General features: G+C 52.4%; 14 protein-coding genes. 6 read left to right on the top strand and 8 right to left on the bottom strand.

Features of this window, described 5'->3' with window-relative positions; genetic code table 11:
• Positions 1-2: 2 nt before the first annotated feature.
• Positions 3-449, bottom strand: a complete 447-nt coding sequence (gene csdE, locus OGY06_RS19425; protein ID WP_063940939.1) for a cysteine desulfurase sulfur acceptor subunit CsdE — start codon at positions 447-449, stop codon at positions 3-5.
• Positions 449-1654, bottom strand: a complete 1206-nt coding sequence (gene csdA, locus OGY06_RS19420) for a cysteine desulfurase CsdA (RefSeq protein WP_063940940.1) — start codon at positions 1652-1654, stop codon at positions 449-451. Before csdA ends, csdE begins: the two co-directional genes overlap by 1 nt.
• Positions 1655-1846: 192 nt before the next feature.
• Here csdA and OGY06_RS19415 point away from each other — a divergent pair, with 192 nt between their 5' ends.
• The 4 genes from OGY06_RS19415 to rlmM all read left to right on the top strand — a co-directional run bounded on the left by OGY06_RS19415 (position 1847) and on the right by rlmM (position 4864).
• Positions 1847-2074, top strand: a complete 228-nt coding sequence (locus tag OGY06_RS19415) for a YgdI/YgdR family lipoprotein (protein WP_003825635.1) — start codon at positions 1847-1849, stop codon at positions 2072-2074.
• Positions 2075-2439: 365 nt separating this feature from the next.
• Positions 2440-3357: a glycine cleavage system transcriptional regulator GcvA gene (gene gcvA, locus OGY06_RS19410; protein WP_003034035.1), complete on the top strand. Its 918-nt coding sequence runs from the start codon at positions 2440-2442 to the stop codon at positions 3355-3357.
• A gap of 18 nt (positions 3358-3375) precedes the next feature.
• Positions 3376-3771 carry a DUF423 domain-containing protein gene (locus OGY06_RS19405; RefSeq protein WP_003034037.1) on the top strand — a complete coding sequence of 132 codons (396 nt, stop codon included), beginning with the start codon at positions 3376-3378 and terminating at the stop codon, positions 3769-3771.
• Entirely contained in the window at positions 3764-4864 is a 1101-nt protein-coding gene (gene rlmM, locus OGY06_RS19400) for a 23S rRNA (cytidine(2498)-2'-O)-methyltransferase RlmM (RefSeq protein ID WP_063940941.1), read from the top strand. Before OGY06_RS19405 ends, rlmM begins: the two co-directional genes overlap by 8 nt.
• A gap of 35 nt (positions 4865-4899) precedes the next feature.
• On the opposite strand, the gene fucR is transcribed toward rlmM, so the two are convergent.
• From fucR to fucP, 5 genes are all read right to left on the bottom strand, one after another.
• Positions 4900-5628, bottom strand: a complete 729-nt coding sequence (fucR, locus tag OGY06_RS19395) for an L-fucose operon activator (RefSeq protein WP_003825642.1) — start codon at positions 5626-5628, stop codon at positions 4900-4902.
• Between the two features lie 57 nt (positions 5629-5685).
• The gene (fucU, locus tag OGY06_RS19390) at positions 5686-6108 is read right to left on the bottom strand and encodes an L-fucose mutarotase (RefSeq protein ID WP_048215640.1); all 423 of its coding nucleotides are present in this window, start codon (positions 6106-6108) and stop codon (positions 5686-5688) included.
• 1 nt (position 6109) lies between these two features.
• Entirely contained in the window at positions 6110-7528 is a 1419-nt protein-coding gene (gene fucK, locus OGY06_RS19385) for an L-fuculokinase (protein WP_003825646.1), read from the bottom strand.
• A 107-nt stretch (positions 7529-7635) separates the two neighbouring features.
• Positions 7636-9411, bottom strand: coding sequence for an L-fucose isomerase (gene fucI, locus OGY06_RS19380; RefSeq protein WP_286605884.1), 1776 nt, complete (start codon positions 9409-9411; stop codon positions 7636-7638).
• A 31-nt stretch (positions 9412-9442) separates the two neighbouring features.
• Positions 9443-10753, bottom strand: coding sequence for an L-fucose:H+ symporter permease (gene fucP, locus OGY06_RS19375; protein ID WP_003825652.1), 1311 nt, complete (start codon positions 10751-10753; stop codon positions 9443-9445).
• Between the two features lie 563 nt (positions 10754-11316).
• On the opposite strand from fucP, the gene fucA reads away from it, so the two are divergent.
• Together fucA and fucO are read left to right on the top strand one after the other, a co-directional pair.
• Positions 11317-11964, top strand: coding sequence for an L-fuculose-phosphate aldolase (gene fucA, locus OGY06_RS19370; protein WP_003825656.1), 648 nt, complete (start codon positions 11317-11319; stop codon positions 11962-11964).
• Between the two features lie 11 nt (positions 11965-11975).
• Positions 11976-13124: a lactaldehyde reductase gene (gene fucO, locus OGY06_RS19365; RefSeq protein ID WP_218667202.1), complete on the top strand. Its 1149-nt coding sequence runs from the start codon at positions 11976-11978 to the stop codon at positions 13122-13124.
• A gap of 76 nt (positions 13125-13200) precedes the next feature.
• Here the strand turns inward: fucO and xni are convergent, their stop codons facing one another.
• On the bottom strand, positions 13201-13956 hold the full coding sequence (gene xni, locus OGY06_RS19360) for a flap endonuclease Xni (RefSeq protein ID WP_063940943.1): 756 nt from the start codon (positions 13954-13956) through the stop codon (positions 13201-13203).
• Between the last annotated feature and the right edge of the window lie 30 nt (positions 13957-13986).

Below are 13986 nucleotides of genomic sequence, written 5' to 3'. Positions count from 1 at the left end.
CGTCATCCGACTTTCTGGGCCGCCTCGAGAATCGCCTCGTTTAGAGCATGCAGCCCCTGGCTACGCGAGGCGCTGAGCTGCGCGCGTAAACCCAGTTCGTCAAATAACGCCATCGGCGAACGCGCCAGTAACTCGGCTGCGGTTTTACCTTCGACCGCCGTGAGTAATACCGCCAACAGCCCGCGTACTATTCGACCTTCGCTGTCGCCGAAGAAATGCAGAGTGCCATTCTCATGAAGAGTATGCCCCAGCCAGACGCGGTTTTCGCAGCCCGAAATTTCTTTGGCCTGCGCCTTTAGCTTATCCGGAAGCGCCGGCAACTGCTTACCCAGCAGAATCAGCTGGCGATATTTATCTTCCCACTGAGTAAGCGGGATAAAGGTATTGCGTAACGTCTCTTCGGTTACGGTTGTGCCAAACGGGTGTCCGGCGAACAGAGGGCTTGTCATTAATCCACCAATATTTCCAGCGCGCGGTCGACGGCTGCGACCAACGCATCCACATCGCTTTGGGTATTATAAGGGGCAAATGAGGCGCGTAGTGTTCCGGATACGCCAAGTTCCGCCAGCAGAGGCTGTGCACAGTGTTGCCCCGCGCGCAGCGCAATGCCATATTCGGCCAGCAGAGTGACCATATCGCTGTGATGAACACCCGCGAAATCAAAGGCTAACAGACTGGAGTCCTGGCAGCGGAAGGAACGAAAGCCAGGGCGTTTCGCCAGGGCATCTTCTGCCAGCGTCGCCAGACCCCGGCTCCAGTTTTCGGCCTGTGCAACGTCGACGTCCGCCAGCCATTCGAGCGCCGCGCTTAGCCCGATAACGCCTGCAACGTTAGGCGTACCGGCTTCCAGCTTCCATGGTGCGGGCTGAGTGGTGAAACCGTCAAAACTGACTTCGCTAATCATCTTACCGCCCCCAAGCCAGGGAGACATGGCTTCCAGCAGTTCCGGCTTACCGTACAGCACGCCAATACCGGTGGGGCCATATAGCTTGTGGCCTGAAAACGCATAGAAATCAATATCCAACTGCTGTACATCGGCAGGGTAATGCACAATTCCCTGGGCACCATCAACCATCACCACCATGCCAGCCGCATGGGCGAGCGTAATGGCGCGGGCCAGATCCGGGCAGCCACCAGTGACGTTCGACATTTGCCCGAGCGCCAGAATGCGGCTGCGCGGGGTAATGAGCTGCGTGAGGCGCTCAACGTCTGGCAATAAATGGGGGGTGAGTGGGAGTTTGACGACCTTAGCCCCCGTTTGCTCCGCGACCATCAGCCAGGGAACGAGGTTGGCGTGATGTTCCGCTGCGCTAACGATAATCTCATCACCCGGTTGAAGGCGTGGACGCGCATAGCTTTGGGCAACCATGTTGATCGCTTCCGTTGTGCCGCGGGTCCAGACGATGGTTTTGTCATCCGACGCATTAATCAGGTGTGCGACTTTTTCCCGCGCGGCTTCATAGCGAGCGGTCAGGCGCTGGGCTTCAGCAAACTGGCTGCGATGGACGTTCCCGGCACTCAGGCTATAAAACTGATGGGTTGCCTCAATGACCGCCTGCGGCTTCAGCGCCGTAGCAGCGCTGTCGAGATAAACGCCAGCATCGTTGAGTGCGGGAAATTGTGCGCGAAACTGCGCGGGGTTAAAAGCGTTCATGGTATTCCTCAGTTCAGTAAACCGATCGTGGCGCAAAAAGGGCATTGATACAAGGGTTGTGCTAACCATCGGAATACTCTGGATATCCTGGCAAAGCCCGTTCAGTGTCTTATGCTAAATAGCGTTAGGCGAACAATTTTGCCTGTTACGGAGTATGTTTTTAATAGCATAAATCGCTTTAAGGAGAAGAAGATGAAAAAGACTGCCGCCATAATTTCTGCCTGTATGCTGACTTTTGCCCTGAGCGCCTGTTCTGGTTCGAATTACGTGATGCACACCAATGATGGCCGATCAATCGTAGCTGATGGTAAACCACAGACCGATAATGAGACGGGGATGATTTCGTATAAAGACGCTAACGGCAACAAACAGCAGATTAACCGTACTGACGTGAAAGAGATGGTAGAACTGGAGCAATAATAGCAGGTCGGCCATCGACGAAACGTGGACAAAAAAAAGCACCGCAATTTGGCGGTGCTACATTAATCACTATGGACAGACAGGGTAAATGTACAGGAAGTGAAAAAGGGTAGCTTTGCTACCATGGTCTGAATCGCAGACCAATTGCAAACACAACAACACAACATCACAACCGTAAGCCAAAAGCCCACCAGAACACGCATTCCGATAAAACTTTTCGTTCCGGCTTCAGGAAGTGCCGCCACTATAGGTATTTGCTGGTAGAACCTCAACGGACAATTTATAATGGCTCAGATAAAAAAAACTAATAGGTTACAGCCTGTTAGCTAATTGTTAAATTCATTTAACATCAAAGCCTAAAAGTCATGTCAAAACGATTACCACCCTTAAATGCGTTACGTGTTTTTGATGCTGCCGCGCGTCATTTAAGCTTTACTCGCGCAGCAGAAGAGCTTTTTGTGACGCAGGCCGCAGTAAGTCACCAAATCAAGTCACTTGAGGATTTTTTGGGGCTAAAACTGTTTCGTCGACGCAATCGATCTTTGCTGTTAACGGAAGAAGGTCAAAGCTACTTTCTCGACATTAAAGAGATTTTTTCGCAATTAACCGACGCGACGCGTAAACTTCAGGCACGCAGTGCAAAAGGTGCGCTTACCGTGAGTTTATTGCCCAGTTTTGCGATCCAATGGCTGGTGCCCAGACTCTCTAGCTTTAACTCAGCTTATCCGGGAATCGATGTCAGGATCCAGGCGGTGGACCGTCAGGAAGACAAACTGGCTGATGATGTTGATGTGGCGATTTTCTACGGACGCGGCAACTGGCCGGGTCTGCGCGTGGAAAAATTGTACGCAGAATATTTATTGCCGGTCTGCTCTCCGCTGTTGCTTACCGGTGATAAACCGCTAAAGACACCGGACGACCTGGCAAAACACACTTTATTGCATGATGCGTCGCGACGAGACTGGCAAGCCTATACGCGCCAGCTTGGCCTGAATCATATCAACGTACAGCAAGGACCTATCTTCAGCCATAGCGCCATGGTGCTACAGGCTGCAATCCATGGACAGGGGATCGCGCTGGCTAACAATGTCATGGCGCAGTCCGAAATTGAAGCCGGACGTCTGGTCTGTCCGTTTAACGATGTTCTGGTCAGCAAAAACGCATTTTATCTGGTTTGTCATGACAGTCAGGCAGAACTGGGTAAAATAGCCGCCTTCCGTCAGTGGATTCTGGCGAAAGCGGCCACGGAACAAGAAAAATTCCGCTTTCGTTATGAACAATAATTTACGTAGGGTATTCAAATGACCAGCCGTTTTATGCTGATTTTTGCCGCCGTAAGTGGCTTTATTTTTGTGGCGTTGGGCGCCTTTGGGGCACATGTTCTGAGTAAAACCCTCGGTGTTGTTGAAATGGGGTGGATTCAGACCGGCCTTGAGTATCAGGCGTTTCATACGCTGGCTATCTTTGGCCTGGCCGTCGCCATGCAACGGCGCATTAGTATTTGGTTTTACTGGAGTAGCGTGTTTCTGGCATTAGGTACAGTGCTGTTTAGCGGCAGCCTGTATTGTCTCGCGCTCTCTCATTTACGCCTGTGGGCGTTTGTTACCCCTGTTGGCGGCTTCAGCTTCCTCGTAGGCTGGGCGCTGATGTTAGTGGGCGCTATTCGATTGAAACGTAAGGGCGTTAGCCATGAATAAGGTTGTATTGTTGTGTCGCCCAGGTTTTGAAAAAGAGTGCGCCGCAGAAATTACGGATAAAGCAGGACGCCGGGAAATCTTCGGTTTTGCCCGCGTGAAAGACAATGCGGGTTACGTCATCTTCGAATGCTATCAGCAGGACGATGCTGAAAAGTTAGTGAAAGAGCTGCCGTTTAGTTCGCTGATTTTTGCTCGTCAAATGTTTGTGGTGGGCGAGTTGCTGCAATACTTACCGCCGGAAGATCGCATTACGCCGATCGTTGGCATGTTGCAGGGCGTGGTGGAAAAGGGTGGCGATCTGCGAGTAGAAGTTGCCGACACCAATGAAAGCAAAGAGCTGGTTAAATTTTGCCGTAAATTTACCGTACCGTTGCGTGCAGCGCTGCGCGAAGCGGGCGTACTGGCAAAGTATGAAACGCCAAAGCGTCCGGTGGTTCACGTCTTCTTTATCGCCCCTGGCTGTTGTTATACCGGCTATTCCTGGCCTGACAATAACTCACCGTTTTACATGGGGATTCCGCGTCTGAAGTTTCCAGCCGATGCGCCGAGCCGTTCAACGCTCAAGCTGGAAGAAGCGCTGCACGTGTTTATCCCTGCCGATGAATGGGATGAGCGTCTGGCGAACGGGATGTATGCGGTGGATTTAGGCGCCTGCCCGGGCGGATGGACCTATCAGCTGGTTAAACGCAACATGTGGGTTTACTCCGTGGATAACGGCCCGATGGCGCAAAGCCTGATGGATACCGGACAGGTCACCTGGCTGCGTGAAGACGGATTTAAGTACCGTCCGAATCGCAACAACATTTCGTGGATGGTCTGTGACATGGTGGAGAAGCCGGCGAAGGTTGCCGCGCTGATGGCACAATGGCTGGTCAACGGCTGGTGTCGTGAGACGATCTTCAACCTCAAGCTGCCGATGAAAAAACGCTACGAAGAGGTATCGCAGAACCTGGCTTACATTCAGACCCAGCTTGATGAACATGGTGTAAATGCCCAGATTCAGGCGCGTCAGTTGTATCATGACCGTGAAGAAGTAACCGTTCACGTACGTCGTCTGTGGGCTGCCGTCGGCGGTCGTCGCGACGAGCGATAAGGCTACAACCCAGGTCGGATGGCGGCGTAATCGCCCTATTCGGCCTGGATTGCTTCAATCAGCTGTGTATCTGAAACAATATGCGTCACATCATCCAGATGCCCAATTCTGGCCTCTCCCGAACGATTAAATTTACTTTTATCGATCAGTAATAAAGACTGCGATGCACGCTTAAGCAGAATGGATTTGAAGTCTGCGTTGGTTGCATTTGAGTCCCAGAGCGCACCGTCGCTGTCGATCCCTTCGCAGGAAAAAATAAACAGGTCAATCTCGAGTGGTTTTAGCTGCGAGATAAGCGAGGGATTAACGTAGCAACCGTATTTGCGCTCAAGACGACCGCCGGAGCTGATAAGCTGAATGTGTTCACGTTTAGCCAATTCCTGGCAGATGGGCTGGCTGTTGGTAAAAACGTGAATGTTGATGTCCGGTAACTGTCGCGCCAGATACCAGCAGGTAGAGCTGGCGTCTAAGGCAATTACCATACCTTCTTCGATCCATGCCAACGCTTCACGGGCGATATCCGCTTTGTGTGCATAGTGGCTTTTGAGTCGAATATGAAATGGGTCACCGCTGTCCTGATTTTCCCGGTGAATAACTTTGGCCCGACCGTGGTTGCGTAACACTTTTCCCTGGGTCTGTAACTCGCTGAGATCGCGGCGGATGGTCTCTTTGCTGACGTTAAGCTGCAAAGCCAGGGCTTCGGTTGTCAGGCTTTTGTGGTTAGTAAGCAGATCTACGATTGCCTGCTGGCGCGCCGCTTTCATGTTCTGATCCTCATCTAATGATGAATGCCCGTACCTGACGGGCATTCTGACCAGAGATTACGGCGTTACCCCTTTTTTTAAAAGAATATTCCCGTACTTTGCCCGCTCTCCTGTGATAACGATCGCAAACGCCTTTTGTGCTCGTTCGTAAAAGGCATAGCGGTCAATACGCGTGATGTCCGGGCAGGGGGTCTGTAATGAAAGTGCCTGACGATAGCGAGCCTCAACGTCAGGATCGAGAGTGTCACCTTCAACCGCAGCCATCATCACCAGCGGTGGGGCGTAGCTGTCCAGTTCAAATAGCGGAATAAGCGCCCGCAGCAGATCGCTGACCAGCAGACCGTCAGCGCGGATGACCTGCGGCCCCATGCTGTTGGCCGGGAAGTGGGCATCGGAAAAGATAATCTCATCGCCGTGTCCCATTTCGGCCAGCACTTTCAGTAAGTCGGGGGAAATTAAGGGAGATATCGTTTTAAGCATGTTACTCGACTCCTGTGAGTTCGGATTCGGTTTGCGGATAGAAGTAACGGTACTGATAGCGCACCTGTTCGCGCGCCTGCTCCGGGGAGGTAAATTCCCCGATGCCTGACCAGGCAAACATTGCGGCGCCTGCCACGGTAGTTTCGGCATCATCCAGCACTTTGACAGGGATCCCGAGAACGTTCGCTTTGATTTGGTTCCACAAGATGTTGCGGCTGCCCCCGCCAACTAATAGCAGTTCAGTGGCCTGGAAATGGCCGATTTTTTCCAGCGTTTGCAGATTCCGCTGCAGCTGTTCTGTCAGTCCTTCCAGCGCGGCGCGATAAAAGTGCCCACGGGTAGTATTGAGGGTAACCCCTTGCCAGCCCGCATTCTGACAGGCCAGCAGGTCGCAGTGCATCTTCACCCCTTCGGCACCAGCGGGAATATCCCGAGCTTCATCAATCAACGTTTGCCAGGGCGTGTCCTTGGTCCATAACAGCTTTCGAACCCATTCAAGCACGCCGGAGGCCAGCCACTGCATTCCGGGATTGTTAAGCCCAGCCTGACTATCCAGCTCACAGGTGGAGCCCGCATAATGGCTGAGCAGGGAGGTGTTTACCTGCGCACTGCGCACCATCAGAATTTCCCATGTGCCGGAAGAGAGTACCGGTTCATCCTGTTGGGCGCCTGCGCCAAATAGCGCAAACTGTGTGTCGTGTCCGGCAGAGATGACCGGAATACCCTCTGGAAGTCCGAGCTGGTTGGCGGCCTCGCGTTGCAGTACTCCAATTTGTTCGCCTGCTTCAACCAGGCGCGGAAACAGGCGACGCGGTATGCCTGTTGCCTGCAAAATGTCCTGGCTGAAATCACGTTGCTGGATATCCAGCATCTGGCTGGTTCCCGCCATGGTGATGTCAGTTGTGAACTCGCCGGTTAAACGTTGGTTGATAAGCGACGAGATAAACAGCCAGGCGTGCGCCTGTTCCAGTAATTGCGGGTGGTTCTCTTTCAGCCATACCAGTTTGTACAGCGTATTGAAGCTAAACGCCCCAACGCCGGAGATTTCCTGCAGTTGCTGCGGTGACATGTAGCGATGGATATTCTCCATAACCGCTGCGGTACGTGGGCATTTCCAGCTGATCACCGGATACAGTTGTTTTCCGTTCTTATCCACCAGCGCGCCATCCACGCCGAAGGTGGTGACGGCGATCCCGCGAATTTGGCAGGCGGCCAGTTGTAAGGAAAGCCGCTGACAGCAGTCGGCAAAGCGTTGCAGAATGGCCTCCAGCGACCATTGGTGCCAGGCACTGTTTTCTGCGGCGATGTCACTGGCGTTCGGGGTCGCTGCGCGGGCGACAATCTTTCCCTGTCGGTCAACGGCAATGGCCCGCACGTTGGTCGCGCCACAGTCGAGAACCAGAATAACCTCTTGTTTCATAATTGCTCCTGGGAGATTACCTATTTCCGGATGGCGGCTTCGCCTTATCCGGCCTACAAAACCGTGTGCTTCGTAGGCCGCGCCGCCATCAGGCAATCGCTCGATGTTTAACGCTTATACAGCGGACCGTAGTTCTGACAAGCGCGGTAATCCTGACCTTCCGTATCCATACCGTGGGCGGCCCAGGAGGAAGGACGATAAATTTTCTCGTCTTCCACGTTGTGCATGCACACCGGGATACGCAGCATGGCAGCCAGAGTGATAAAGTCCGCACCTACGTGACCAATCGTCAGCACCCCGTGGTTAGCGCCCCAGTTAGCCATGACGGAATAGACGTCGCTGAACGGGCCCTTGCCGGTTAAGCGCGGAGCAAACCAGGTGGTTGGCCATGTGGAGTTGGTACGCGCATCAAGCTGGTCGTGCATATCTTTCGGCAGCTCCACGCTCCAGCCTTCCGCGATTTGCAGCACCGGCCCCAACCCTTTGATGATGTTGATACGGCTCATGGTGAACGGCACACCGCCTTCAGTCAGGAAGCGAGATGAGTAACCGCCCCCGCGGAAGTATTCGTGAATAGCCGGGCACCATTCGGTTGCCGCCAGGCATTCATCCGCCTCTTTCTGCGAGATTTCCCAGTGTGGTTTCATGGTCGGTTTACCTTCGCTGTCGCGCTGTTTGCAGGAACCGTCCAGTGCCGCAGAACCGGAGTTAATCAAGTGAATAATGCCGTGCTCAGCAAGACCGGTCAGTGGTTTACCCGTGACGCGTTCAACCGCCTCTGGCGACCAGTAGGTGCGCACATCGGCAAAGACCTGGGCCGTGCCGGTGAGTTGATGACCGAACAGCATCGCCACGCCGTTCAGGCTGTCGTTTTCTGTCGCGACAACGAACGGTTCACGAACGCCATTCCAGTCAAAGGAGCTGTTGAGCAACGCTTCGGCGGTATCGCCATTTGGGTATTGATCGGTCCAGTGACGCTGGCCCTGGAAGCCTGCGGCGATCGCGTTATAGCCCAGGGATTCTTCGACCAGACCTTTGTCTGCCAGCTTTTTGTTACCCTGCATCATGTCGCGAATGCACATAGCCATCAGCAGACTTTCTTTCAGCACCGCGCGGCTTTGTTCTGCGTTACGCTTATATTGTTGTGCGTTCTGATCTTCGCCGTAGCGGAAGTTTTTGTCCGCCCACGCCAGCGCCATTTCCAGCTCGGTTTCATCATAGATTTTCTGGTCAATGCGACGACGCAGCTCGGTCATATCAACCGCCTGCACCTTCATACCCAGCCAGGATTCAAAGAAGTTATGGTCGACGATAGAACCGGCGATGCCCATTGATACTCCACCGACAGACAGGTAGCTTTTCCCTTTCATACTGGCAACCGCTAAACCGGCACGGGCAAAACGCAGCAGTTTTTCTTCAACATCGGCAGGGATAGATGTGTCGTCTGCATCCTGTACGTCATGACCATAGATGGAGAAGGCAGGAAGGCCTTTTTGGCTGTGAGCTGCCAGTGCGGCGGCCAGGTAAACCGCCCCCGGACGTTCCGTGCCGTTGAAGCCCCAGATCGCTTTCGGGCGCATCGGATCCATGTCGATGGTTTCACTGCCGTAGCACCAACATGGGGTAACTGTAATCGTCACGCCAACATTCTGGCTGCTGAATTTTTCTTCACAGGCCGCGGATTCTGCCATGCCGGCGATACAGGTATCGGCAATCACACATTCAATTTGTGCGCCGCAGGCATGACGAAGTTTTTCAGTGATAAGCGCTGCGGCAGCTTTAGCCATATTCATGGTTTGCTCTTCGAGCGACTCACGTACACCCATACGACGTCCGTCAATAACCGGGCGAATACCAATTTTTGGTAAGCTGATTTTTTTCATCACAGATTCCTCACGTTATTCGGATAAATATTCAGTTGGCTGCCGTTTGTGAACGGAAGCGGGCAAAAATAAAGATGATGGCGAAGCAAAGCGCCGGGACCAGTTCAGCGGTCGGGATATTGCCAGCGGCATCGCTGACAAAGCCCATCACCGGGGTCACAATGCCGCCGCCAATGATGGTCATGACGATAAAAGACGAGCCATATTTGGTGTCTTGTCCCAGATTTTTGATCCCCAGAGAAAAAATGGTTGGGTACTGAATCGACATAAATGCGCTGCACAACGTCAGGGCCAGCAGGCCGATCTGGCCACCGGTGAAGGCGGAAATCAGGCACAGGATCATGGCAAGCAGGGCATATGCGGCCAGCACTTTATGCGGCGCAAAGCGACTGATAAGCCAGGTGCCGGAGAAACGACCGATAAAGAAGCACACCATGGTGCCGGTCAGGTAGTTGGCGGCGAAACCTGGCGTCATGCCTGGGATCTCTTCGATTGCGTAGCGAATCAGGTAGCTCCAGCAGGCAGTTTGTGCACCGACGTAGCAGAACTGCGCCAGTACCGCCCAACGCCAGTGGCGAATGCGCACCAGGCGGGAAAGGGACGCGGAGAATGAACTCTGAGCGTTGTCACTGTGATCGTCACTTTGCAGGGTCGGAAACTTGGTAAACATGATCAGCAGGGCGACCAGCAAAACGACCGCGACGATGATCATATAAGGGGTTTGAACCGATAACACCAGGCTGTGCTTGTAGGCGCTTAGCTGTTCTGGTGCCATCTTATCGAGTACGTCTTGAGATTGATGTGGCACATTAGACAAAATAAGACTTTGCCCAAAAACAACCGCAATAATGGCACCAAATGAGTTAAAAGTTTGCGCGAGATTTAATCGGAAGTGACCACCGCTTTCCGGGCCCAGTACGGTTACAAAGGGGTTGGCAGCCGTTTCCAGACAACCTAAGCCCGCCGCAATAATAAATAGGCCAATCAGGAATAAGGTGTAATTCATTACCTCAGCCGCTGGCCAGAATAATGCTGCACCGATGGCATATAAGAATAATCCGGTAATAATTCCTGCTTTATAACTTAGTTTTTTCATCAGGATCCCGGCTGGGATTGGAATGATGAAATAACCAAAATAAAAAGCAGATTGAATCAGACCAGCCTGAAAGTTTGTTAATGTAAATGCTTGCTGAAATTGTGGTAATAAAATGTCATTAAGATTATTGGCAACCGCCCAAAGAAAAAACAGTGAACAGAGTAACGCGAAGGGAATGACATAATTTTTTGTCTGCCCCCGCTCTACCGCATGAAAACTTTGTGTTTGTATTGATGTGTTTCCCATAGCATCCTCATCAGTTCATAAGCATGTTCAACAGCTTAAGAGTACGATTGGTGATTTTTACCAACCTGCTAATCCAGGTGAGTTCCGGTAACCTGCCAGATAAAATTGGCCTTCATGAATGAACTCATGAATTCATTTTCAAATAAAAACCGGCCATTAATATGATGGTGGTCACATTTATGCTCAGGGTGTGGGTTTATGTGATTATCATCACTTTAATTTCTTTAAAACAATGACCGTTTGAGGAAAATAAATTAAAAAGCCACAGGGATAATGCCCGAATTAATTAGTTAAGTGGAAAACGGGCAATAGTAATAATTTATTCGCAAATGACCGTTTTACAATGGTTTTATTAAGAACGGACATTTTGCAATTGTAATATTATGCTTGCATGTTTTTATTCATCGTTATTAGTTGATGAACATCACAAAATCCAGTGCTAAAAATTCCCTTCTCTTTATTCAGCATGATGATAGTTAGCAAATACCCGCTTAAATCAACAGAGCGTCGAGGTATTAGCAATGTTCTGTTGTCGCATTTTGACTCACTGAGAGAGGTAAGTAATGGAACGAAATACGCTGGCACGGCAGATTATCAATACCTGCCTGGAAATGACCCGTCTGGGGCTGAATCAGGGGACTGCGGGTAATGTAAGTGTGCGTTACCAGGACGGGATGTTAATTACCCCGACGGGTATTCCCTATGACAAACTCACCGAATCCCACATAGTGTACATCAATGCTGAGGGGCAGCACGAAGAAGGGAAATTACCTTCCAGCGAGTGGCGGTTCCATATGGCCGCTTATCAGACGCGTCCCGATGCTCAGGCGGTGGTCCATAATCATGCCGTGCATTGTACTGCTGTTTCTATTCTCAACCGGCCAATCCCGGCAATCCATTACATGATTGCGGCGGCTGGCGGTAACTCAATTCCCTGTGCGCCATATGCGACGTTTGGCACGCGTGAGCTTTCCGAGCACGTTGCGGTAGCGCTGAAAAACCGAAAAGCAACGCTGTTGCAGCATCATGGGCTGATCGCCTGCGAAGAAAATCTGGAAAAAGCCCTGTGGTTAGCGCATGAAGTGGAAGTGCTGGCGCAGCTTTATCTCAGCACGCTGGCGATTACCGATCCGGTTCCGGTACTGGATGATGAGGCTATCGCTATTGTGCTGGAAAAATTCAAAACATACGGATTGCGTATTGAGGAATAGGAGATAAAACGATGGCGAACAGAATGATTCTGAACGAAACGGCATGGTTTGGCCGGGGCGCTGTTGGCGCATTAACCGATGAAGTTATTCGTCGTGGTTATCGCAAAGCGTTGATTGTGACTGATAAAAATCTGGTGCAGTGCGGCGTTGTTGAGAAGGTGACTTCCCGAATGGATGCTGCAGGTCTGGCATGGGAAATCTATTCAGGCGTTATTCCTAATCCAACCATTGCGGTAGTGCAGGAAGGATTGAGTGTCTTTCAGCAAAGCGGCGCAGACTATCTGGTCGCCATTGGTGGAGGCTCCCCGCAGGATACCTGTAAAGCGATTGGCATTATTAACAATAACCCAGAGTTTGCGGATGTACGCAGCCTTGAAGGGTTATCGCCGACACGCTTCCCGAGCGTGCCAGTTATGGCTATCCCAACCACTGCGGGAACGGCGGCGGAAGTGACCATTAACTACGTGATCACTGACGAAGAGAATCGGCGTAAGTTTGTTTGTGTCGATCCACATGACATCCCGCAGGTGGCGTTCATTGATGCTGACATGATGGACGGCATGCCTGCTGCATTAAAAGCGGCTACTGGCGTAGATGCACTGACTCATGCCATTGAAGGCTACATCACGCGGGCTGCGTGGGCGCTTACCGATGCGCTGCACATTAAAGCCATCGAAATTATTGCCGGGTCATTACGTGGTTCCGTTGCGGGCGACAGCCAGACGGGGGAAGCGATGGCTCTGGGCCAGTACGTTGCCGGGATGGGTTTCTCCAACGTAGGTCTGGGATTAGTGCATGGTATGGCACACCCGTTAGGCGCGTTCTACAACACTCCGCACGGCGTCGCGAATGCCATTTTGCTGCCGCACGTGATGCACTATAACGCCGAATTCACCGGGGAAAAATTCCGCGATATCGCCCGGGCAATGGGGGTTAAGGTTGAAGGACTGACGCTGGCAGATGCACGCAAAGCGGCGGTGGATGCCGTCTTCGCCCTTAATCGCGATGTAGGTATCCCACTGCATCTACGCGATGTTGGCGTCCGTAAAGAGGATATTCCTGCGCTGGCGCAAGCCGCATTTGACGATGTTTGTACCGGGGGAAATCCGCGTGAAGCGAGCCTTGGGGATATCGTTGAGCTGTACCATACTGCCTGGTAATCACCTGGCGCTTATCCGGCCTACAGGGTTGTACGATAAGTAGGCCGGATAAGCGCAGCGCCATCCGGAAATAAGACTACCGCGCCAGCCGTAGCTGCTGTAGGTTTCCGTCGATATGTAAGTCCGTTTGCAGCCGCGCGATATCGCGGCACAAAAACGCCATCTCCCGATGTTCTTCGAGTTTCTTGCGCCATTTCTCCGGTACGTCATCCAGATGTTCATACAGCGCCTCCAGCGTTGGAAACTGTGCCAGCAGTTGTGTGGCGCTTTTAGGACCAATACCGGCAACCCCCGGTATTTTAGAACTGCTGATCCCGGCCAGTCCCCAATAATCTGGCAGCTGTTGCGGCAGTACGCCGAACTCTTTCTCGATAAACGGCGCATCCAGCCAGCGTTTCTGGAAATAATCGCGAATCCGCAGCGTTGGGGAGAGTAGCTGACAGTAGCCTTTATCGGTTGAGACGATGGTTGCCTGATGTCCCGCCTGGCTAACTTTCACCGCCAGAGTGGCGGCTAAATCATCGGCTTCATTCCCGCTGGATACCCAGCAGCAGACGCCGCGCTGTTCAAAAGCGGCGCGTAAGGCGGACATTTCCTGGTGTAAATCGTCAGGCATCGGCGGGCGACCGGCTTTGTAGTCAGGTAACCGTTGGTGACGCCAGCCGCTGTTACGCGCTTCGTCATCAAATACCGCCACGGCGTGCGTGGGTTGACTGTGCACAATCAGCTGATCGAGCGCGTGCTGGCATGTCTCCACGCAGGGGGAGCCCTGTACGGCGTGAATACGGCGGATGAGATTCAGTGCATCAACAATGAGCAGGTGGACGGCCACGGTGTTCTCCCTAACAAATTAGTCTGTAGG

This window comes from Citrobacter sp. Cpo147, from assembly GCF_030332405.1.
Lineage (GTDB): Bacteria > Pseudomonadota > Gammaproteobacteria > Enterobacterales > Enterobacteriaceae > Citrobacter > Citrobacter portucalensis.
This window is presented reverse-complemented; position numbering and strand designations above follow the sequence as displayed.

What these genes read in the sequence shown, in the direction of transcription:
- fucO (WP_218667202.1), top strand. Translation starts at nt 11,976, where the DNA reads ATGGCGAACAGAATGATTCTGAACGAAACGGCATGGTTTGGCCGGGGC.
- rlmM (WP_063940941.1), top strand. Translation starts at nt 3,764, where the DNA reads ATGAATAAGGTTGTATTGTTGTGTCGCCCAGGTTTTGAAAAAGAGTGC.
- fucK (WP_003825646.1), bottom strand. Translation starts at nt 7,528, where the DNA reads ATGAAACAAGAGGTTATTCTGGTTCTCGACTGTGGCGCGACCAACGTG.
- fucA (WP_003825656.1), top strand. Translation starts at nt 11,317, where the DNA reads ATGGAACGAAATACGCTGGCACGGCAGATTATCAATACCTGCCTGGAA.
- csdE (WP_063940939.1), bottom strand. Translation starts at nt 449, where the DNA reads ATGACAAGCCCTCTGTTCGCCGGACACCCGTTTGGCACAACCGTAACC.
- fucU (WP_048215640.1), bottom strand. Translation starts at nt 6,108, where the DNA reads ATGCTTAAAACGATATCTCCCTTAATTTCCCCCGACTTACTGAAAGTG.
- fucI (WP_286605884.1), bottom strand. Translation starts at nt 9,411, where the DNA reads ATGAAAAAAATCAGCTTACCAAAAATTGGTATTCGCCCGGTTATTGAC.
- gcvA (WP_003034035.1), top strand. Translation starts at nt 2,440, where the DNA reads ATGTCAAAACGATTACCACCCTTAAATGCGTTACGTGTTTTTGATGCT.
- fucR (WP_003825642.1), bottom strand. Translation starts at nt 5,628, where the DNA reads ATGAAAGCGGCGCGCCAGCAGGCAATCGTAGATCTGCTTACTAACCAC.
- csdA (WP_063940940.1), bottom strand. Translation starts at nt 1,654, where the DNA reads ATGAACGCTTTTAACCCCGCGCAGTTTCGCGCACAATTTCCCGCACTC.
- fucP (WP_003825652.1), bottom strand. Translation starts at nt 10,753, where the DNA reads ATGGGAAACACATCAATACAAACACAAAGTTTTCATGCGGTAGAGCGG.
- OGY06_RS19415 (WP_003825635.1), top strand. Translation starts at nt 1,847, where the DNA reads ATGAAAAAGACTGCCGCCATAATTTCTGCCTGTATGCTGACTTTTGCC.
- OGY06_RS19405 (WP_003034037.1), top strand. Translation starts at nt 3,376, where the DNA reads ATGACCAGCCGTTTTATGCTGATTTTTGCCGCCGTAAGTGGCTTTATT.